This window comes from Nonomuraea sp. NPDC005983, assembly GCF_040614375.1.
Lineage (GTDB): Bacteria > Actinomycetota > Actinomycetes > Streptosporangiales > Streptosporangiaceae > Nonomuraea.
Window position 1 is genome coordinate 83,154 of sequence record NZ_JBEXUP010000013.1, and the last position, 19,947, is coordinate 103,100.

Here is a 19,947-nt window from a genome sequence, read left to right on the forward strand (position 1 = left end):
GGCATCGTCATGGGCAGCGACTCCGACTGGCCGGTGATGAAGGCCGCCGCCGAAGCCGTCGCCGAGTTCGACGTGCCCTTCGAGGCGGACGTCGTCTCGGCGCACCGCATGCCGGTCGAGATGATCGAGTACGGCAGGCAGGCGGCGGCGCGCGGCCTCAAGGTCGTCATCGCGGGCGCGGGCGGCGCCGCGCACCTGCCCGGCATGCTGGCCTCGGTCACGCCGCTGCCGGTCATCGGGGTGCCGGTGCCGCTGAAGTACCTCGACGGGATGGACTCACTGCTGTCGATCGTCCAGATGCCCGCCGGGGTGCCGGTGGCGACCGTGGCGGTCGGCGGAGCCCGCAACGCGGGGCTGCTGGCGGTGCGCATTCTCGCCGCGTCCGACGAGGGGCTGCGGGCCCGCATGGAGGAGTTCCAGGAGCGGCTCAAGGAGCAGGCGTACGCCAAGGGCGCCAAACTCCGCGCAGAAGCCGCCGAACTGGGCTGACCGGTCGCCCCGCGCAGGAAGGAGTCCCGCGCGGGGCTTTCGGGGTCAGGGGCGGCCGAGGGCCCGGTAGTGCCAGCCCGCGGAGCGCCAGGTCTCCGAGTTCAGGGCGTTGCGGCCGTCCACGATGCGGCGGGTGGCCACGACCGCGCCCAGCTCCTCCGGGTCGAGGTCGACGAACTCCTGCCACTCCGTCAGCACCAGCACCACGTGCGCCCCGCGAGCCGCCTCGATGGCCGATTCGCCGTAGTTCAGCTCTGGGTGCGCCTTACGGGCGTTGTCGAGCGCGATGGGGTCGTAGACGGTGACCTGGCCGCCCTGGTGGCCGATCGTGACGGCCACGTCCAGGGCAGGGGAGTCGCGGATGTCGTCGGAGTCGGGTTTGAACGCCGCGCCGAGGACGCCGACCGTGCAGCCGCGGAACGAGCCGCCCGCCAGCTCGCGGGCCAGGTCCACCATGCGGGCGCGCCGGCGCATGTTGATCGCGTCCACCTCGCGCAGGAACGTCAGCGCCTGATCGACTCCCAGCTCACCGGCGCGCGCCATGAACGCGCGGATGTCCTTGGGCAGGCATCCTCCGCCGAAGCCGAGGCCGGGGTTGAGGTAGCGCCCGCCGATGCGGTCGTCGTACGACAGGGCCAGCGAGAGCTGCTGCACGTCAGCGTGCGCGGCCTCGCAGATCTCCGCCATCGCGTTGATGAAGGAGATCTTGGTCGCCAGGAACGAGTTCGCGGCGGTCTTGACCAGCTCGGCGGTCGCGAAGTCGGTCACCACGAACGGCACCTCGCCCAGCGGGCGGTACACCTCACGCAGCACCTTCTCCGCCCGCTCGGAGCGGACGCCCAGCACGAGGCGGTCGGGCGACAGGGTGTCCTTCACCGCGAAGCCCTCGCGGAGAAACTCGGGGTTCCAGGCCAGCTCGGCCTGCGTGCCCGCCGGAGCCAGCATGGCGAGCTTGTCGGCCAGGCGTCCCGCGGTGCCGACGGGCACGGTCGACTTGCCGACCACCAGGCACTCGCGGTCCAGGTAGGGGGCGAGTGACTCGATGGCCGCGTCCATGTACGTCACGTCGGCTGCGTACTCGCCGTGCTTCTGCGGCGTGCCCACGCAGACGAAGTGGACATCGCCGAAGGCCGCCACCTCTTCGTAGGACGTGGTGAACCGGAGACGTCCTGATTCGAGCCCCCGGCGCAGCAGGGGTTCCAGCCCCGGCTCGTGGATCGGGAGCTCACCGTTGCTGAGCCGGCGGATCTTGTCGGGGTCGATGTCGAGGCCCAGGACGTCGAATCCGAGGTCAGCCATGCACGCCGCATGGGTGATGCCCAGGTATCCGGTCCCGATCACCGTGAGGCGATATGGCACGAGTGAGCTCCTTTCGATCGCCAGCGCATGTTACCGGCCCGCGCTACCACGTTCTGTGCCACCTGCCCATATCGACTAACCGTACCCGCTGGTAACAAGAAGGTCGGACGTCCTAGTATTTGCGCATGAGCTTCCCTCTCTACGCGCCCGCCGAAGAGCACGACATGCTCCGGGAGACGGTCAGGGCCCTCGCTGACGACAAGATCGCCCCCCGCGCCGCAGAGGCGGACGAGACCGGGGAGTTCCCCTGGGACGTCTACAAGGCCCTCGTGGCGGCGGACCTGCACGCCGTCCACGTGCCCGAGGAGTACGGAGGGGCGGGGGCCGACGCGCTGGCGACGGTGATCGTCATCGAGGAGGTGGCGCGGGCGTGCGCGTCGTCCTCGCTGATCCCGGCCGTCAACAAGCTGGGCACGGTGCCGCTGCTGCTGTCGGCCTCCCCTGAGCTCAAGCAGCGCTACCTGCCCGCCGTGGCGCGGGGCGAGGCGATGTTCTCCTACGCCCTGTCGGAGCCTGAGGCGGGTTCGGACGCCGCCGCGATGAAGACCCGCGCAGTGCTGGACGGCGACCACTACGTCCTCAACGGCACCAAGATGTGGATCACCAACGCGGGCGTGTCGGAGTACTACACCCTCATGGCCGTCACCGACCCTGGTGCCGGGGCGCGCGGCATATCCGCCTTCGTCGTGGAAAAGTCCGATGATGGTGTTTCTTTCGGACCGAAGGAGAAGAAGCTCGGCATCAAGGGCTCGCCGACCCGCCAGGTGATCCTGGAGGACGTCCGCATCCCCGCCGACCGCATGATCGGCGCCCCGGGAACCGGCTTCAAGACCGCCCTGGCGACGCTCGACCACACCCGCATCACCATCGCCGCCCAGGCCCTCGGCATCGCCCAGGGCGCCCTTGACTACGCCCTGGGGTACGTCAAGGAGCGCAAGCAGTTCGGCAAGCCGATCGCCGACTTCCAGGGCGTCCAGTTCATGCTCGCCGACATGGCCATGAAGCTCGAAGCGGCCAGGCAGCTCACCTACCACGCGGCGGCCAAGTCCGAACTGGCCATGCACGGCCGGCCCCAGAAGGACCTCACCTTCCTGTCGAGCGCCGCCAAGTGCGCGGCGTCGGACGCCGCCATGGACATCACCACCGACGCCGTCCAACTCCTGGGCGGGTACGGCTACACGTCCGACTTCCCGGTGGAACGGATGATGCGCGACGCCAAGATCACCCAGATCTACGAGGGCACCAACCAGATCCAGCGCATGGTCATGGCTCGCCAGCTCCTCAAGTAGCCCTGACGTGCGGAAACCCCGCCTGCCGGTTGGCGGAGGCGGGGTTCGCAGCCTTGAGGTTGTGGGCTTGACGATCACTGTTCCGTGAGAGACGCCGCGCGGGCGGAACAGACGGTCGTCGATCGCCGAGCGGCCGCGTGGCTTCCGTTCCTTGGGCCTGGCGGCCCCGGCAGGTCCTAGCAGGCCCGGGATACCGCCGAGGCACCCGAACAGAGTCGGGGCGTCGGGAGACTCGGCGGCGGGAGGCTTCGGCGTTCAGAGGTCGATGCTGACGAGATAGAGGTCGCAGACCAGGTCCAGGGCTTCCTGTGGAGTGCTGGTGAACCAGGGCGCGGCCCCGTAGCGGTCGTTGCTGGGGGTGTGGATGGCCAGCCCCCAGTAGGTGGCCGAGCCGTCCGCCCACGGCATGACGTCAGCTCCCCTACAACCACAGGATGACGAGCACTGATACATCTGCGGAGGGATGCTCCGGCGGTCCCCGTGCTCCTAGATTCGAGCCATGATGCATCAACCCGGCAGCTCCCAGCAGATCGTCGTCCGAGTAGCGGATATGCACAAGGAATACGGTGACTCGAAGGCGCTGGACGGCGCGTCGCTGGAGATCCGCGCGGGAGATGCGGTCGCGGTGATGGGGCCCTCCGGCTGCGGCAAGTCCACCCTGCTCAACATGGTCGCCGGCCTCGACCGTCCGACCTCGGGGACGGTCGAGGTCAACGGGCAGGACCTGGGGCAACTGAACGAGACTGGGCTGGCCCTGTTCCGACGCAAGCACATCGGCATGATCTTCCAGTTCTTCAACCTCATCGACGACCTGCCGGCGCTGGACAACGTGGCGCTGGCCGCACAGCTGACCGGTACCTCGGCTCGGCAGGCGCGTCGTCGGGCGCTGGAACTTCTGGACGAACTCGGTGTGGCGGATCGCAAGGACAACTATCCGGCCGCGCTCAGCGGTGGTCAGCGGCAACGTGTCGCCGTGGCCCGGGCCCTGATGAACCGTCCGGCGCTGCTGCTGGCCGACGAGCCGACCGGAGCCCTGGACAGCCGCTCGGGCGAGCAGGTGATGGACCTGCTGATTGACCTCAACCAGATGGGTCAGACCCTGCTCATCGTCACCCACGACCCGAATCTGGCCACCCGGTGCGCCAACCGCCTGATCGAGTTCGCCGACGGCAAGGTCGCCCGTGAGAGCACCCTGGAGGCGACCGCATGAGCGCCGTGTGGCAGGCCTCACGCGCGGCGGTCAAGCGCCGCAGGGTTCAGACGATCGTCATCGGACTCGTCGTGCTGTGCTCGACGATGACGACGGTGCTTGCGTTGGCGGTGCTCACAGCCGCCTCATCGCCCTTCGACGCCGCCTTCGCCCGCCAACGCGGTGCCCACGTCGTGGCGACCTTCGATGCCGCCAAGACCTCGGAGGCGCAGCTGACGCAGACCGTCCAGCGGCCGGGGGTCCAGGCTGCGGCCGGTCCCTTCGGCCAGGCCGTCATCGAGATCCCCCAGCCATGGCTGTGGATGGCGGCCGGTCCGCTGCAGGTGGTGGGGCGGGCCGATCCGGCAGGACCCGTGGACCGCGTCGATCTGCTGGCCGGCCGCTGGGCCACCGCCCCTGGTGAGATCGTCGTCAACTCGCCGGTCGGCGGCGCCTCCTCCCGCCTGCTGGGCTCGAAGCTCGACGTCCCCGGGGGTCCGCCGCTCACCGTGGTCGGGTTCGCCACCAGCATGAGCAAGTCCGCCGGCGCCTGGGTGTCACCCGAGCAGATGACCGCCCTGCACCCGACCAGCTTCCAGATGCTCTACCGCTTCGCATCGGCTGCCACGAGCGGGCAGCTCCAAAGCGAACTGGAAGCGGCCACCGCCGGGCAGCCGGCGGACTCGCTGACCCATGCCCAGACCTACCTCAGCCTCAAGCAGGCCTTCTCCGCGTCGGCCGACTCCTATCTCCCGTTCATGACCATGTTCGGCGTGCTCGGAGTTCTGGTCTCCGTTCTGATCGTCGGCAACGTGGTCAGCGGGGCGGTCGTTTCCGGCTACCGGCACATCGGTGTCCTCAAGGCCCTCGGATTCACCCCGAACCAGGTGGTCGCCGTCTACCTTGGAATGATTTCCGTTCCAGCCGTCGTGGGCTCTGTGGTCGGCACCCTGGCCGGCGCCGTGCTGGAGCAGCCCATCCTCAAGGCTGCGTTCGCTGGAGTCGAAACCGGCACCGCCACCATCGGTACCACCCCCTGGGTGGCGGTCGCCTGCCTGCTGGCCATGCCCACCATCGTCGCCATCGCCGCACTGATTCCCGCGTTGCGCGCACACCGGCTTTCCGCGGCAGAGGCGATCAGCGCCGGTAGCGCGCCGAAGGCCGGCCGCGGGCTGCTTGCCCAGCGCAAACTCGGCGGTACCCGACTGCCGCGCTCCGTGAGCCTCGGCCTGGGCCAGTCGTTCGCCCGCCCGGCCCGCGCGATGCTGACGATGTCGGCTGTCATCCTCGGGGTCGCCACCGTCACCCTGACGACCGGCCTGGCCAGCACGATGGTGGCGGCCGGAAACGCGGGTCAACACAGCGGAATCACGCAGGTCCTGGTGGAGGCGGACGGCAAGACATCGGGCCAGAGCGCCGCGCAGCTGAGTGACAGCCAGATCGAGGCGCGGTTGCGAGCCCTGCCTGGAGCAGACCGGGTGACCGCTCGCGCGTTCACCAAGGTGCTCCTCGCCGGGAGTACGGACACCGTGTTCCTCAACCTCTATCGCGGGGAACCCCCGGCCGCGGCCGAGCAGATCGTCCACGGGCGCTGGCCCAGCGGGCCGGGCGAGGTCGCGGCCGGGCCGGGGTTCCTGGCCCAGCACGGGCTCGCGGTCGGCGATCGGACCGTCGTGTATCTGAGCGGCAAGCAGCTCAGCGTCACCGTCGTTGGCGAGGAGATGCTCGGCAACAACCAGGCGATGGAGGCGGACTGGGCGACCGCCGCCGAACTCGTCCCGGACGCGAGCGCCGTTGAGTACGCGGTCCAGCTCGCCCCCCATGCCGATGGCCAGGCCTACGTCAAGGGGGTCGAGGGGGTCGACCCGGGCCTCCACTCGTCGCTGCGGATTCAGTCGCAGAACACCGCCAGCACGGTTGTCATCAGCTTTTCGGCGGTATTCACGGTGCTGCTGGCCATCGTCTCGGCTCTCGGGGTCTTCAACAGCGTCCTGCTGAGCACGAGGGAGCGGCGCCGCCAGCTGGGTATGCTCAAGTCGATCGGGATGACGCCACGCCAGGTCGTGGTGATGACGGTGACGTCCGTGGCCGGACTGGGCCTGGTCGGTGGGCTGATCGGCATCCCCATCGGGATGGTCGGGCACCGGCTGCTCGTGGACCACGCCGGCGTGCTTGCCTTCCCGGAGTCGATGAAGGATGTCTGGCACGCGCCGCAGTTGGCCGCTCTGCTCCTCTCGGGCATTGTGATCGCCGTCCTGGGCGCGCTGATCCCGGCCCGCTCGGCGGCCCGTCTCACAATTGCCACGGTCCTGCACAGCGAATGACAGGCCGTCGTACCGGGGCGCCCCGGTGAGGTGCAGCGGCAGTACCACCCAGCGACAGCGCTCTGCTCTGTTCCTGCAGCGCAGGGCTTGAGCATGTTCACGTTGATGCGGTACCCCTCGGGCCGCGCAGAGGCGAGGATGAAGCCGTGAAGTGGTTTGCGATCACCTGGCCGTTCGTCGCGCTGGTGGCGGTCCTGTTTGCTGCGGGCTGGCTCGGCCGGGCGTTCGTCCGAGCGCGGCGTACCCACCGCAAGGCATTGGAGGAGCGGGGCTGGCTCCTGGAACGTGAGCGCGAAACCGCCGGCCGGATCGCGGTCGAGGCCGAACGGGCGCGGATCGCACGGGAGCTGCATGACATCGTGAGCCACAACGTCAGCCTGATGGTGGTCCAGGCCGGCGCAGCCCGCGAGGTGCTGGCCACGATGCCCGAGGATGCGGCCACCGCGCTGCTGGCTGTGGAGACCGCCGGTCGCGACGCGATGACCGAGCTGCGGCACCTGCTGGGCGTGCTGGCGCCCTCCCAGAACGGTGACGACGAGACGGAGTTGACGCCGCAGCCGAGCCTGCGCCGGCTCAGCTCCCTGGTGGACCGGTTCGCGTTCGCCGGAATGCCCGTCGAGGTCCGGATCTCCGGGGAACCGCGGGATCTCCCGGGCGGCATCGAGCTGACGGCGTACCGGATCATTCAAGAGGGGCTGACCAATGCCTTCAAGCACGGCGACTGCGCCAAGGCCGAGGTGGCGGTGCGGTATGCCGATCATCACCTGCGGGTCGAGGTGTTGACGAACGGCCCGAGCGCGGTGTCCGGCGACGGCCCCGCGCCGAAGAGGCCGAGCCCGGCCCTCAAGGACGGTGCCGGGCGCGGACTCGTCGGCCTGCGGGAGCGGGTTGCCATGTACGGGGGGGACTTCGATGCCCGGCGCCGCCTCGGCGGCGGATTCCGGGTCCGTGCCCGGATACCGTTGGACAAGCCATGACAATGCCAGAATCAGCTGATCACCGCACCGACGACCTGATCAGGGCGGACGCGACCCTGCCGACCTTGCCACCCGCCGCAGCGCCCCCCAGGGTGCTGATCGCCGACGATCAGGCGCTGATCCGCACTGGCTTCCGCATGATCCTCACTGTCCGCGGCATCGACGTGGTCGGTGAAGCGGTCGACGGGCTCGAGGCGGTGACCGCGGCGCACGAACTGCGGCCGGACATCGTCCTCATGGACATCCGGATGCCCAACATGGACGGCCTGGAGGCCGCACGGCGCATTCTGGCGGAGGTACCGGACTGCCGGGTGCTCATGCTGACCACGTTCGACCTCGACCACTACGTCTATGCCGCGCTGGCGATCGGCGCGAGCGGGTTCCTCCTCAAGGACGTCACCGCCGAACACCTTGCCGCTGCCGTACGCCTCGTCCACACGGGTGATGCTCTCGTCGCCCCTTCGATCACGCGGCGGCTGGTGGAGCGCTTCACCGGCGAGAACGGGCGGAGGGGCGGAGACGACCGCGAGACCGCCGTCGGCAGCGCAGGGCGAAACAGCGTTCCCGATCGTCGGCCGGTGAACGGCGAGCCTCGGCTCCCCAGCCTGCACCGCGACCTCGCGGCGCTGACACCCCGGGAACTGGAGGTGCTGATGTTGCTCGGACGCGGGCTGTCCAACAGTGAGCTGGCCAGCGAACTGGTCCTCAGCGAAGCCACCATCAAGACCCACGTCACTCGCATCTTCGCAAAACTGGACCTTCGCGACCGTGCCCAGGCGGTTGTCCTCGCCTACGAGACGAGGCTTGTCAGCCCGGGGGAGTAGCAGTCAGCCGGACGCCTTCGCGGGCTCCGGTTTCATCGGGCCCTGCTCTGTTCCGTCACTGTGCGCGGCGGTGCATCCGCGTGGTGCTGCGTTTCGGTGATGAAGCCGAGGTCATTCGTCGGATTCCGCGGGGCGCCGCATGACCGGGTCGGTGACCGTAGGCGAGGAGGCGGGCTCGTCCTTGCGCCGTAGGCCCGCTGCCGCGCCGCGGCGGGTCGACGGCGTGTTCCTTCGTGTCGGGCCGATGGCGGCGGTCATCGGAACAGGGGGCGGGCGGCGGTCAGGAGGCTGCTGATCAGCGGGTTCTGCTGGGTGGCTTCGTCCAGGGCGGTGGACAGTGTCTCCGCATAGGTGTGCCGCGCCTCCTGGTGGCGAGCGCGGCCGGCGTCGGTGATGACGGTGTAGACGCCTCGCTTGTCATCAGGGCACAGGTCGCGGTAGGTGAATCCGGCGGCGTTCAGCCGGCTGACCAAACGGGTGACCGAGCTCTGGTTCAGCCCCAGGCGGGTTGCCAGATCCTGCATGCGAAGCTCGCCGTCGTCGGCGTCGGCCAGGAAGCCGAGCGCGCGGTACTCGGACAGGCCGAGGCCGTGCTGGCGCTGGAGGACGGTGCCGAGGCGCTGCTCGACATGTGCGTGCAAGGTCAGCATCTGGTTCCACATGAGCGCATCTCCGGTGTCGCTCGAGGCGATCTGGACGGTCGACGACATGACGTGGTCTCCTTCGGCGAACCGGGGACTCCGGCGGACGATTCAGTCAGATTGACACAAGCTTAGTTGTGCATACATACTCTCTTCCACCGAAAGAGCTTGCATATACATACAACTACTTTGGAGTAAGAGGTCTTCCCATGGCCTGGATCTACCTGCTGATCGCCTCGGTGTTCGAGGTGGTGTTCGCCCTGGCCACCAACGCGACCAACGGCTTCACCGAACTCGGTCCGTCGCTGCTCACCATCGGGGCCGCCGCCGGTGGCATCTTCTTCCTCAGCCTGGCGCTGAAGACGCTGGACGTGGGCGTCGGCTACACCGTGTGGACGGGCATCGGCTCAGTGGGCACAGTGGTGCTCGGCGCCGTGATCTTCCATGAGTCGATGAACATCTGGAAGGCCCTCGCCTTCGTCCTCATCATCGGCGGCGTTCTGGGGCTCAAGCTCGCCGACAAGCTCACCAAGAAGCAGGCCGTCGCCGCCTGACCCACCCATCGTTCCCCCGCAAGGAGCACGCCATCATGGCCTGGATCTACCTGTCGGTCGCCATCGTCTTCGAGATCGCCTTCGCGCTCGGCACCAACGCCACCCAGGGGTTCACGAAGCTGTGGCCTTCGGTCTTCACCCTGCTGGCCGCCAGTGGCGGCATCTTCACCCTCAGCTTGGCACTGAAGACGCTGGACGTGGGCGTCGCCTACACCATCTGGACCGGCCTGGGTTCCATCGGCACCGTCATCCTGGGCGCGCTGATCTACAAAGAGAAGATCACCCTGCCCAAGCTGCTGTCCTTCGCCGCCATCATCCTCGGCGCCATCACCCTCAAGCTGGCCGCCGGAGCCTGACATCCGGAGCCCTGGAAACCTCGCCATCGCCGCCCCATGGCTCGGCTGTGACATCGGGGGCGCCGCCCCCCAAAACCCCTCGAAGCTGCTTCGCCAGTTCGTCAAGTGGCTCGGGAGCGGCATGCCGAGGCCGTGGAACACGCGGCGGCGCATCCGCGTTGTGCCGCGTCGCGGTGAACGCGGACGAACGCCTCCCTGACCCGTCGTGGTGTCCTGGCATCGCGAACGGTGGCATCGACCTGCTTGGCCACGATGATGCGGAAACAAGCCGCACGGGGGGAGTCGCCGGTAGGGCGCGCGCGCCTGCTCATGGACGGAGCAACTCCTGCAAGTCTTCGTCGCCGTATTCCAGGTATTCGGTCGTCTCTGCCAGCGCGTCCTGCGCCCGACTCAGCAGGTCACGGTCGCGAAGCGCGTCGACCACCTTGGCGAGCCTGCGGCCGGGCTCGTCCTCGCCGATTTCCCGGAGGACCACCAGGACCCGGGCGAGTGAGGTAGCCGAGACTCGCGCGACACCTTCGCCGCGAACTGCGTCGAGCACGCCATGGCTTGTCCATGAGCGAACGGTGGGCACCGTCACATTGAGCAGCGTGGCAGCGGTGGACAGACGTACCGCGGACGGGCGTGGCCCCCGATCATGTCGTTGAGCCATGCGTCGGATCGCCGCGTGCAGGGCCTGGTCCGCCGTCCGCCGCTGAGCCAGGGACAGCAGGTCAGCAAGATCCTCTACCACGAGCAGTTCCTGCTCGTCATGCACGGCCATGCCTCTACTGTAGCCAGCGTTCTTTCAGAACTGGCCACTAGATTGAAAGATCTTCCTGCTTGACGAAGCCCGCCGACTGCCGCGGTCAGGGCGGGAGCGCGTTCAGCAGGCCCTGTCGGCCTTGCAGGACCACGGTCACAGCAGTGACTTCGAGGGTGTAGGCGGGTCGGCGACAGGAGGGAGGCGACCGCCGCTTCGGAGGACGAACTGGCCGACCCGGCGACTTCCAGATCCAGGGAGCGGATCGGGATTGCCGAGCTGAGCGCGTCCAGGCTGCGAGCCCAGAGTTGCAGAGTTGGGCCGGTGGGGTGGATCTCAAAGGCCCAGGCGCACCTGCTCGGCCAGGAAGTCTTCCCAGGTGCGGGGGCCGACGGCCCGTTCGGGGGCGAGGTTGGCGTCGGCCCGGTACGCGGCGGCGGCCTTGCCGGGAGTCCTGACCTGCATGATCAGCCGGTCCTTGCGACTCGCCCGCAGGTAGCTGCGGGCCAGCTCGTCCATCCCGTACACGCGCGGCCCGGCGAGGTCGGGCACGAGGCCATCGCTCCGCTGATCGAGCGGACCCCGGCCGCGACGAGGCAGCTCGCGAGCCGCGCACGCCGCCGGGTTCGGGGCAGGCCCCGGCTCCCGACGTCGATCTCAGAAGCCAGCGTGACGTCGTCAACGCGTTCTTCACCGCCGCTCGCGAGGGCGACTTCGACGCGCTCGTCACCGTCCTCGACCCCGAGATCGTGCTGCGGTCCGACGGCGGCACGGCGCGCGCCCGCCTCACCGTCGCTATCCGCGGCGCGCGGAACGTGGCCGCGCAGGCGCTCACCTTCGGACGGCTCTCCCCGTTCGCACGCCCGGCTCTGGTCAACGGCGCCGCCGGGGTCGTCGTCATCGCGGACGGACGGCCGCTGTCCGTCATGGCCTTCGTCGTCGCAGGCGGGAAGATCGTCGCCATCGACGTCCTGTCGGACCCCGAACGCCTACGCCGCCTCGACCTGTCAGCTCTCGACGCCTGACCAGCGGCCCCGGCGGTCGCAGCGAGCCCCCGCGACCGTGCGGTGGCCGCCGAAGGGCTGTTCGTACAGTTCCGCGTGCCGGCCGGAAGCCCAGCAGGTCCGTAGACGGTGGCCGAGTACGACATGTCCATGATGCGTATGGGCACAGCCAGATCCGGATCGGAGTCGGGTGGACGAGGGCCCGGAGGCCGGGTTGAAAACAAATCTCCAATCTGGTTTTATGGATGCAGAGCGGGACGCCGTCCCGCCGGACTGCAAGGAGACCCTCATGGACCTGATCAACGACTTCCTCGCCTGGGCCTGGCCGCGGCACCTGAACCCGATCAGCTGGTACATCCGGCCGCTGTTCTTCCTGCCGATCGCCTACTTCTGCTGGACCCGCCGCCCAGCCTGGCTGGCCGCGACGATCGTGGCGATGCTGTCGAGCTTCTTCTGGTTCCCGGCCCCGGCGCCGGGCGAAATCGACCCGAAGATCGCGGGCGTGCTGGAGATGGAGAAGGAGTTGTTCGCCGACCCGTCCTGGATCACCTGGGTGACGCTGCCGCTGATCCCGGCGCTGATCGGCGGCCTATGCGCAGCGTTCTGGTTCCGCTCGATCGGCTGGGGGCTGGTCGTCATCGACGGCGGCCTGGCCGTGAAGATCGCCTGGACGATCGCCAACTCCGGTAGCGACGGCGTGGCCACGGTCCTGCCGCTGGGGCTGGGGGCGATCGCGATGACGGCGGTCATCATCGTGATCGCCCGCTGGCGCGGCCTGCGGCTGGCCCTGCGTGGCTGAACGCGCGCCCATCTGAAACTATATGAACAAACTGTTCGCATAGAGGAAGAGGTGTGTGTCGATGCCGCCCGCGTTCTCCGCCGAAGAGAAGACCCGCATCACCGCCCTGCTGCTGGAGACCGGCCACAAGCTGTTCACCACCCAGGGGCTGCGCAAGACCAGCCTGGAGGACTTGATGGCCCCCACCGGGGTGGCCAAGAGCAGCTTCTACGTCTTCTTCGACTCCAAAGAGGATCTGTATCTGGAGCTGATGATCCGTCAGTCCTCCGAGGTCAAGCGCAAAGTCATCAACGGCGCGCTGCTGAGCGCCGACACCCCACGCGAGGGCTTGCGCCGCTTCCTACGCGCCACCCTGGACGAGCTGGCGACCAACCCACTGTGGCGCCGCCTGATGACCCACCCCGAGGAGATGCAGGCCGTGGCCCGCAAGCTCGATCCGACCCGCGTCACCGCTATGGCCGACAACCCCGTCACCGCACTCAACGACTACATCGACCACCACCAGGGCGAGCTGATCCCCGCCGACCCGCAGGTGATCATCGGTGTGCTGCAGTGCGTGCTGCTGGTGCCCATGTTCGCCGAACGGCTCGGCGACCCCGCCCTCCACCACAAGATCCTCGACCTGCTCATCGACTTCGTCGCCGCAGGTCTCACAGCTCAGAAGGAATGACTCGGACATGAACGTCCTGCCGTGCGCAGCCTCCCCGGCATCCTCGCCGACGCGGGCTTCCGGATCGTCCGGGTCACCGCGAACCGCCGACTACCGGCTGTTGATCCGGACGTCCCCTGACGTGCTCTTGGCGACGATGGTCCGGGGGCTCTTGGTGCTCTTGATCTGCGAGACCTCGCTCCCGTACGTGCTCCGGACGGTGACCCCATACTCGCCGGTGGGCACCGTCGCCGTCACGCGCCCGTTGCGGGAGAGCAGGTCCAGCTCGGACGGCATCGCGGCGAACGACAGGTTGATCGCCCCTGCGGACGTCCGCACCCGGACGTGCTCGGACCTGATCTGCGTGCCGGTGACCGAGGCGTGGTCTCCCAGCAGCCGCAGCCTGCCGGAGGTGCCGGAGACCTGGATGGCGCCCGAGGTCGAGACGTCGACGTCCTGGGGCAGGCCGTCGAGGATGACGCCGTCGTGGTCGGCGTCGACCTTCAGGTGCACCCCCGGGGGCACCTTGACGTGGTAGCGGGCGCCGCAGTCGCCGAACACCGTCGTGCAGTCGGCGCTCAGCCGCAGCGTGCCGTCCTTGAGCGACCAGGTGGCGTTGCCGTCGGCGGCCGCCTTGCCGCGCACCCACCGCTCCACCTGGACGCTCCCGCCGGTGCCGGGCAGCACGCGCAGCCCGCCCAAACTGGACTTGACGGTCAGCTCGGTGCCGCTGAAGGGGAACGCCTGGGCGGCGTGCACCTCCTTGGCGTCGAGTTCGATGGCGCACCCGGTCGCCACGACCGCCAGCGCCGCCGCGACCGCTCCTGCCGTGATTCGTCTCATGCACCGATCGTGGCCGTGGCGCGCTTTCGCGCCATCGGCCATCCGACCGACCCGCCATCCGCCTTTCGGCCATGGCCGGGTGGGCGGTCAGCTCTGGAGGGCCGCCAGCAGTTTGGTCACGTGGGAGAGCGGGTCGGAGCCGATGGGACGCACCGCGACCGTTCCCGCCCCCGCCGACCACAGGCTGCGCACCTGCTCGGCCGCCTCCTTCGCGGAGCCGGTGGCCATGACCACCTGTTCCGGCTCCACCTGGAGGAAGCGGCCCTGCTCCTCGGCGGCGGGCCGGGTGACCTCCGCGGCGTCGTCGCCGATGTACAGGAAGGTGAAGGTCACCAGCTCGTGGCCGGGGCCCGCGTCGATGTGCTCGATGATCTCCGGCAGCTGGGCCGGGCCGAGGCCCTCGGGGACGATCGTGCCCTGGGCCACCCGGCCCGACAGGGCGAGGGAGCGGGGGCCGAGCACGCCCGCCAGGATCGGCGGCGGCTCGGCCGGCGGGTGGACGAGGGACACGCCGTCGAGGCGCACCTCCCTGCCGTGCAGGGTGACCGTCTCGCCGCGCAGCAGAGCCCCGACCGCGGTGATCGTCTCCTCCAGGAGCGCCAGCGGTGACGCGGCGGCGGCTCCGACCTGGCGCATCCACTGCTGGACGCCGTGGCCGATGCCCGCGGCCAGGCGCCCGGGGTGCAGGCGGGCCAGGTTGGCCAGCTCCATCGCCAGCAGCGCCGGGTTGCGCAGCGGCGCCGGGGTGATGCCGATGCCCACCCGGATGCGGGACGTGACGGCCAGGGCCGTGGCGGCCGAGGAGATCGCGCCCGTCCAGCCGAGATCCTCCACCACCCACAGGTCGTCGACCGTCGTCCGGTCGAGCTCTCTGGCGAACGGGACGAGCTGCTCGGGCGGCAGGTCGCGGTCGAACATCACGCCAAGCCTCAAGGTGCCCTCCAGTAGTAGCGGAACAACCTGCCGACCTCCGAGTATCCGGCGCGCAGGAAGGCCGCCGCGGTGGGGGTGTTGGCCACGTCGGTGGCGGCGACGACGCGCTCCACGCCGGCCTCGGCGAGCGTGCGGGTGCCCCTGGCGAGCAGGTCGTTGACGTAGCCGTGGCCGCGGTGCTCGGGGACGACGCCGATGTAGGCGATCGAGTGGTCGTCGGGCGCGACCAGGCCGACGGGGGAGTCGCCGAGGTAGCCGATGACGAACCAGTCGGGCTTGCCCTTGCGGTTGACCAGGTCGTCGTACATCCATCGGGCCTCGTGCTCGGCCCCGGCCGTGGCGAGCTCGACCTGCGTGTCGTAGTCGAGCGAGCCCTGCGAGATCCGCACCAGCACGTCGAGGACGTCGGCGGTGGGCAGCCGCCGGGCGGGACGGTAGCTGAGCCTGCCGGGGTCTTCCGGGACGTCGCTGCCCGCCTGCCACTCCAGCAACAGGCGCTCGACCTCCATGGCGAAGCCCGCGCCCACCAGCGCCTCGTGCTCGACGGCACGGTCGACGACGGGCGTCAGACCCGGCTGGAGGGAGATGTCATGGATGATCTTGCTCAGGCCCATCGTCTCCAGGCTGCGGCGCAGCAGCGCGGAGGCCGCGACCGGATCGGGGCCGGGCTCGAACTGCCAGACGACCACCGGTTCCGCGTCGCGGAAGGGAGCCCAGAACGCCACCCGGGCCTGCCCCTGCGTGAACGCCCACTCGGGACGGGTACGGCCCTCGTCGCGGGCCGCCGCCAGCTGCGATCGCGCGGGCTCGGGAAACTCGTCGAACAACGTGCAAAGCCTCCGGATGTGAGGGGGGCTCTCGCTGTCGTTGATCTTACGCTGCCGAGCCGAGTGCCGAGCGCGCCTCGCCCATCGTGGGGCGGGTCTCGAAGTGACGGTCGAGGTTCGTGATCGTCAGCAGATGACTGATCATGCCGGGGCCCAGCACCAGGATCATCCTGCCGTCCGCGTGCCGTACGTGGTTGAGCGCCGCGACGAGGACGCCCAGGCCGACGGAGTCGCAGAAGGGGACCTCGGTCAGGTCCACCACCAGGTTCGGGGGGCCTGCCGTGGAGAGGGCCTGGTCCAGTTCGGCCTGCAAGCGGGGAGCGCCTGCCACGTCCAGATCGCCGACGACGTGCAGGATGACGCAGGGGTCCTCGCGCCAATGTCTGACCACCATGGCCCCCACCTGCCCGAACAGGGGGGAGTTATGCCTATTTCTTGCAAATGTTCTGCGTTGCCGTACGCGTTGATGGGGTGGCGCTGGGGGTTGGTTTGGCCGTGGGCTTGAGGTTGCGGATCTTCGGCTGGTCGGCGCCGATGATCACCTCGATCCCGGGAGTGTCGACCTGGCGCAGCTCGGCGCCCGGGATGGCGGACGCGACCGTGTGGGCGGAGTCGGCGCGCCCGGGGCCATACCGGATGATCGTCTTCTTGAAGTCCTTGCGCGCGGTGTTGCCGGGCTGGTCGGGCACCTGGAACCCGGAGGCCGCCAGCGCCGCCTTGGTGCGGGCCCCCAGGCCGGTGATCAGCGTGCCGTTGGTGACCTTGACCGAGATCTGCTCGGGCGCGATCTTCGGCGCGCTCGACGCCGACGGCTTGGGGCTGGGCTTGGCCACGTCCTGGTCGCTGCCGATGAGCCGGAACATCTCCTGGGCCGCCGGCTTGTCCCACAGCACCGCCGACTCGCCGGTGGGCGCCTTGTAGTTCACGTCCGCCAGCGGCACGGTCGCGAACTTCACGTTGTCGAGCGAGACGTCCCGGAGCTGGGTGGCCAGCCCGATCAGGCCGTCGTCGGGATCGACCTTGACGGTGCGCAGCGTCGAGTTGACGAACGCGGCCAGCCGGGCCGGGTTGGCCAGCGTCCCCGCGCTGAGCGCGCGGTTCAGCAGCGCGGAGATGACCTGCTGCTGCCTGTCGATGCGGTCGAGGTCGGAGCGGGCGGTGGCACGCGTGCGGGCGTACCCGAGCGCCTGCGCGCCCTGCAGCTCGTGGGTTCCGGCGGCGAGGTCGAGCCCGGCCTTCGGGTCCTTGATCGGCACGGGCGTGCAGACCGTGACGCCGCCGAGCGAGTCGACGACGTCGATGAACCCGAGGACGTTCACCTCGATGTAGCGGTGGATCGGCAGCCCGGTGACCTGCTCGACGGTCTGCTTGGTGAGTTTCGGCCCGCCGAACTGGTAGGCCGAATTGATCTTGTGCTCGCCCTTGCCCGGGATCGTGGTCCAGGTGTCGCGCGGCAGGCTGACGACGGTGACCCGGCTGTGGTCCTCCGACAGGTGGATGACCATCATGGTGTCGGTGCGCTGGCCCACCTCGCGGCCCAGCTTCAGCTGGATCTGCTGCTGGCGGGTCAGGTCGTCGCGCTTGTCGACGCCGACGAGCAGGATGTTCATCGCGCCGCGCGGCGCCGAGTCGGACACCCCGGCGTCGACGAAGCCGATCTGCTGGGGAGTCGCCCACAGCACGCCGGTGCCGACCAGGACGCCCGTGGAGAGCAGACCCGCCGTGATCAGGTTGCGCCGTCGCGCCTTCGCGCTTCTGGACGGCCTGCGCTTGCGCCCGGCCACGAGCCTGACGCCCCCGTAGGCGTCGCCGCCCACGTGTACCCCAGCGTCCTCCTCGCCCGGGTCACGCATTCCCTGCCCCCCTTGTGCCGCCTGGGAGTAGAGCTGATGATTGCCTTCCTCCCCTGCCCGTACAGTAGCGTGAGCCCCGCCATGAAGCAGTTCCCCGACTCGCCGCACGCGCCCGCGGAGACGCGCGGCTGGCCGTCCATCTCCGTCGTCATGCCCGTCCTCAACGAGGAACGGCACCTTCGCGAGGCCGTAGACCAGGTCCTCGCCCAGAGCTACCCCGGCGAGATCGAGGTCGTCCTCGCCGTGGGGCCCTCCCATGACCGCACCCAGGAGGTCGCCGACGCCATCGCCGCATCCGACCGCCGGGTCGTCGTGGTCCCCAACCCGACAGGTCGCACGCCCAACGCGCTCAACGCCGCCATCGGCGCCTCGCGCAACGCCATCGTCGCCAGGGTCGACGGGCACGCCATGCTGCCCTCCGACTACCTGCGCGTCGCCGTCGAGACGCTGGCCGAGACCGGCGCCGACAACGTCGGCGGGGTGATGGCCGCCGAGGGCGTCACGCCGTTCGAGCAGGCGGTCGCCGCCGCGATGACGTCCAAGATCGGCGTCGGCGCCGCCGCCTTCCACGTGGGCGGCACGGCGGGCCCCGCCGACACGGTCTACCTCGGCGTGTTCCGCCGTTCCGCGCTCGACCGGGTCGGCGGCTACGACGAGCACTTCCAGCGGGCCCAAGACTGGGAGATGAACCACCGCATCCGCCAGACCGGCGGGCTGGTCTGGTTCCAACCGCGCATGCGGGTCTCCTACCGTCCGCGGCCGAACGTGAAGGCGCTGGCCAAGCAGTACTTCCACTACGGACGCTGGCGGCGGGTGGTCTCCCGCACCCACGAGGGCACGATCAACCTGCGCTACCTCGCGCCCCCCGCGGCGGTGCTCGCCATGCTGCTCGGCCTACTCGTCTCGCCGTTCTTCCCGCTCTCGCTGATCGTGCCCGGCGGGTACGTCGCCGCGATCGTGGCGGGCTCCGCGGTGACCGGCAGCGGCCTGTCGGCGTCGGCCAGGATGCGGCTGCCGCTGGTGTACGCCACCATGCACGTCTCCTGGGGCTGGGGCTTCCTCACGAGCCCGCGAAGGCTCGCTCGACCGCCGCGTTGAAGCGGGTGAGCGCGTCCGGGTAGTCCGGGCCGAGCAGGTACGTCCTGAGCTTGCGCCGGGCCGAGCCCAGCGTGTCCTCGCCGTCGAGGAACGCGGCCAGCCCGGCCAGGTCGGCGCCGAGCAGCACGCCCGCCTCCGAGCTCGGGTAACGCTCGTGGAAGGCCCGCTCGGGCAGCCCCGAGACGTTGGTGACGGCGTACGGCTTCCCGCTGGCCAGGAACTCGGTCACCACGCTGGAGATGTCGCCGATCATCAGGTCGGCCTGGTTGAAGCAGTCGTACAGGTGCGGTTCCGGCCCGGTGACGACCAGGTGCCTGATCGGCGCGGCCCGCGGGGGGCGCACCGGGTTCGACGGGTGCCGCGCCCTGGCCCCCGCCAGCTCCGCCGCCTGGATCATCGCGTTGATCCTCCGGTGCGCACGCGCGGCGGTCCTGTCGCGGTGGCCCGTCAGCGGGTGCGGCTTGTAGATCACCCGCAGCGGCGGCCGGTGCTCCAGCAGCGCCCGGACGATGCCCGGCCCCATCGTGGTCAGCGAGGTGTGGAACAGGTCGTCGGTCCACCCCTCCCACGTGGGGGCGTACAGGACGGTCCGGTACGGCAGCGCCGGCCCGACCGCCGAGACGCCTTCCAGCTGCGGCCTGCCCACCTCGTGCACGTCCTCGTCCCTGACCCCGACCCGGGCCCTGAGGTAGCGGTCGCGGCCCGCCTGGCCGGCGACCCACACCTCGTCGTACACCTTCGAGAACGGGTTGAACGACGCCTCCTTGTCGCTGTCGCCGTGGCCGATGAACGCGCTGCGCAGCCCGAGGACGCGCAGCATGTGGATGTTCTTGCCGACGTTGGCCACGTAGAGGCAGAGCCTGGCCTCGCCCAGCGGGCGGAAGCTCATCAGGTCGGCGGCGGACGGGATGCACAGGATCGGCAGCCCGGTGCCCGCCAGATGGTCGGCCATGCCGCGCTCCCGCAGCACCACGACGGCCCGCCTGTCGATCCGCTCCAGCGTGGACAGCCACATCCTGGCCTGGTAGGCGGCCTCGGTGGCGCCGGAGAAGTACAGGATGACCTCCGGCCGGTAGGCCGCGACCTGCCTGCTCACCACGTCCAGGACCCTGGCCCGGTCGAAGAGCGGGGCGGCCCGCAGCACGTACGGGATCAGCGCGAGCACCCCAGCGGCGCCTGCCAGCAGCGCCGCGCCCG

The 19,947-nt window shown here is 69.6% G+C and carries 23 protein-coding genes; 12 read left to right on the forward strand and 11 right to left on the reverse strand.

The features are described from left to right. The first annotated feature begins 9 nt into the window (after positions 1 to 9). Positions 10 to 489 (forward strand): 5-(carboxyamino)imidazole ribonucleotide mutase, encoded by a 480-nt coding sequence (gene purE, locus ABZ297_RS09235; RefSeq protein ID WP_355341954.1) that lies wholly within the window; start codon positions 10 to 12, stop codon positions 487 to 489. Positions 490 to 534: 45 nt separating this feature from the next. Here purE and ABZ297_RS09240 read toward each other — a convergent pair whose 3' ends face one another. Then, positions 535 to 1,848 (reverse strand): UDP-glucose/GDP-mannose dehydrogenase family protein, encoded by a 1,314-nt coding sequence (locus ABZ297_RS09240; protein ID WP_355341885.1) that lies wholly within the window; start codon positions 1,846 to 1,848, stop codon positions 535 to 537. 125 nt (positions 1,849 to 1,973) lie between these two features. Between ABZ297_RS09240 and ABZ297_RS09245 the strand changes: the two genes are divergently transcribed. After that, positions 1,974 to 3,137: an acyl-CoA dehydrogenase family protein gene (locus ABZ297_RS09245; RefSeq protein WP_355341888.1), complete on the forward strand. Its 1,164-nt coding sequence runs from the start codon at positions 1,974 to 1,976 to the stop codon at positions 3,135 to 3,137. Positions 3,138 to 3,392: 255 nt separating this feature from the next. On the opposite strand, the gene ABZ297_RS09250 is transcribed toward ABZ297_RS09245, so the two are convergent. Further along, positions 3,393 to 3,545: a hypothetical protein gene (locus ABZ297_RS09250; RefSeq protein WP_355341891.1), complete on the reverse strand. Its 153-nt coding sequence runs from the start codon at positions 3,543 to 3,545 to the stop codon at positions 3,393 to 3,395. 91 nt (positions 3,546 to 3,636) lie between these two features. Between ABZ297_RS09250 and ABZ297_RS09255 the strand changes: the two genes are divergently transcribed. The 4 genes from ABZ297_RS09255 to ABZ297_RS09270 all read left to right on the forward strand — a co-directional run bounded on the left by ABZ297_RS09255 (position 3,637) and on the right by ABZ297_RS09270 (position 8,451). Further along, on the forward strand, positions 3,637 to 4,347 hold the full coding sequence (locus ABZ297_RS09255) for an ABC transporter ATP-binding protein (protein ID WP_355341894.1): 711 nt from the start codon (positions 3,637 to 3,639) through the stop codon (positions 4,345 to 4,347). After that, positions 4,344 to 6,650 carry an ABC transporter permease gene (locus ABZ297_RS09260; RefSeq protein WP_355341897.1) on the forward strand — a complete coding sequence of 769 codons (2,307 nt, stop codon included), beginning with the start codon at positions 4,344 to 4,346 and terminating at the stop codon, positions 6,648 to 6,650. The genes ABZ297_RS09255 and ABZ297_RS09260 overlap by 4 nt, the downstream gene beginning before the upstream one ends. 185 nt (positions 6,651 to 6,835) lie before the next feature. Then, on the forward strand, positions 6,836 to 7,627 hold the full coding sequence (locus tag ABZ297_RS09265; RefSeq protein ID WP_355341900.1) for a histidine kinase: 792 nt from the start codon (positions 6,836 to 6,838) through the stop codon (positions 7,625 to 7,627). A 92-nt stretch (positions 7,628 to 7,719) separates the two neighbouring features. Next, entirely contained in the window at positions 7,720 to 8,451 is a 732-nt protein-coding gene (locus tag ABZ297_RS09270) for a response regulator transcription factor (RefSeq protein ID WP_355341903.1), read from the forward strand. A 254-nt stretch (positions 8,452 to 8,705) separates the two neighbouring features. Here the strand turns inward: ABZ297_RS09270 and ABZ297_RS09275 are convergent, their stop codons facing one another. Continuing rightward, complete coding sequence (locus ABZ297_RS09275; RefSeq protein WP_355341906.1) at positions 8,706 to 9,161, reverse strand: MarR family transcriptional regulator; 456 nt, start codon at positions 9,159 to 9,161, stop codon at positions 8,706 to 8,708. Positions 9,162 to 9,301: 140 nt separating this feature from the next. On the opposite strand from ABZ297_RS09275, the gene ABZ297_RS09280 reads away from it, so the two are divergent. Further along, the gene (locus tag ABZ297_RS09280; RefSeq protein ID WP_355341909.1) at positions 9,302 to 9,646 is read left to right on the forward strand and encodes a multidrug efflux SMR transporter; all 345 of its coding nucleotides are present in this window, start codon (positions 9,302 to 9,304) and stop codon (positions 9,644 to 9,646) included. Positions 9,647 to 9,681: 35 nt separating this feature from the next. Beyond that, complete coding sequence (locus tag ABZ297_RS09285) at positions 9,682 to 10,002, forward strand: multidrug efflux SMR transporter (protein ID WP_355341912.1); 321 nt, start codon at positions 9,682 to 9,684, stop codon at positions 10,000 to 10,002. A gap of 307 nt (positions 10,003 to 10,309) precedes the next feature. On the opposite strand, the gene ABZ297_RS09290 is transcribed toward ABZ297_RS09285, so the two are convergent. Then, a complete protein-coding gene (locus ABZ297_RS09290) occupies positions 10,310 to 10,765 on the reverse strand; it encodes a hypothetical protein (protein ID WP_355341915.1) in 456 nt (151 codons plus the stop codon). 315 nt (positions 10,766 to 11,080) lie between these two features. After that, positions 11,081 to 11,296, reverse strand: a complete 216-nt coding sequence (locus tag ABZ297_RS09295; RefSeq protein ID WP_355341918.1) for a hypothetical protein — start codon at positions 11,294 to 11,296, stop codon at positions 11,081 to 11,083. 197 nt (positions 11,297 to 11,493) lie between these two features. Between ABZ297_RS09295 and ABZ297_RS09300 the strand changes: the two genes are divergently transcribed. The 3 genes from ABZ297_RS09300 to ABZ297_RS09310 all read left to right on the forward strand — a co-directional run bounded on the left by ABZ297_RS09300 (position 11,494) and on the right by ABZ297_RS09310 (position 13,217). Continuing rightward, on the forward strand, positions 11,494 to 11,769 hold the full coding sequence (locus ABZ297_RS09300) for a hypothetical protein (protein WP_355341921.1): 276 nt from the start codon (positions 11,494 to 11,496) through the stop codon (positions 11,767 to 11,769). A gap of 220 nt (positions 11,770 to 11,989) precedes the next feature. Beyond that, the gene (locus ABZ297_RS09305; RefSeq protein WP_355341924.1) at positions 11,990 to 12,547 is read left to right on the forward strand and encodes a hypothetical protein; all 558 of its coding nucleotides are present in this window, start codon (positions 11,990 to 11,992) and stop codon (positions 12,545 to 12,547) included. Between the two features lie 61 nt (positions 12,548 to 12,608). Next, complete coding sequence (locus ABZ297_RS09310) at positions 12,609 to 13,217, forward strand: TetR/AcrR family transcriptional regulator (protein WP_355341927.1); 609 nt, start codon at positions 12,609 to 12,611, stop codon at positions 13,215 to 13,217. 90 nt (positions 13,218 to 13,307) lie between these two features. On the opposite strand, the gene ABZ297_RS09315 is transcribed toward ABZ297_RS09310, so the two are convergent. From ABZ297_RS09315 to ABZ297_RS09335, 5 genes are all read right to left on the reverse strand, one after another. Then, entirely contained in the window at positions 13,308 to 14,039 is a 732-nt protein-coding gene (locus ABZ297_RS09315; RefSeq protein WP_355341930.1) for a hypothetical protein, read from the reverse strand. 87 nt (positions 14,040 to 14,126) lie between these two features. Beyond that, positions 14,127 to 14,972, reverse strand: coding sequence for an LLM class flavin-dependent oxidoreductase (locus ABZ297_RS09320; RefSeq protein ID WP_355341933.1), 846 nt, complete (start codon positions 14,970 to 14,972; stop codon positions 14,127 to 14,129). Beyond that, positions 14,969 to 15,799: a GNAT family N-acetyltransferase gene (locus ABZ297_RS09325; RefSeq protein ID WP_355341936.1), complete on the reverse strand. Its 831-nt coding sequence runs from the start codon at positions 15,797 to 15,799 to the stop codon at positions 14,969 to 14,971. Before ABZ297_RS09325 ends, ABZ297_RS09320 begins: the two co-directional genes overlap by 4 nt. A 46-nt stretch (positions 15,800 to 15,845) precedes the next feature. Then, positions 15,846 to 16,193 carry an STAS domain-containing protein gene (locus tag ABZ297_RS09330; RefSeq protein ID WP_355341939.1) on the reverse strand — a complete coding sequence of 116 codons (348 nt, stop codon included), beginning with the start codon at positions 16,191 to 16,193 and terminating at the stop codon, positions 15,846 to 15,848. Positions 16,194 to 16,227: 34 nt separating this feature from the next. Beyond that, positions 16,228 to 17,652: an LCP family protein gene (locus tag ABZ297_RS09335; protein WP_355341942.1), complete on the reverse strand. Its 1,425-nt coding sequence runs from the start codon at positions 17,650 to 17,652 to the stop codon at positions 16,228 to 16,230. Between the two features lie 81 nt (positions 17,653 to 17,733). Between ABZ297_RS09335 and ABZ297_RS09340 the strand changes: the two genes are divergently transcribed. Then, entirely contained in the window at positions 17,734 to 18,750 is a 1,017-nt protein-coding gene (locus tag ABZ297_RS09340) for a glycosyltransferase family 2 protein (RefSeq protein ID WP_355341945.1), read from the forward strand. Here the strand turns inward: ABZ297_RS09340 and ABZ297_RS09345 are convergent. Continuing rightward, a partial coding sequence (locus ABZ297_RS09345) for a hypothetical protein (protein WP_355341948.1) occupies positions 18,713 to 19,947 on the reverse strand: 1,235 nt, incomplete at its 5' end. The genes ABZ297_RS09340 and ABZ297_RS09345 overlap by 38 nt on opposite strands.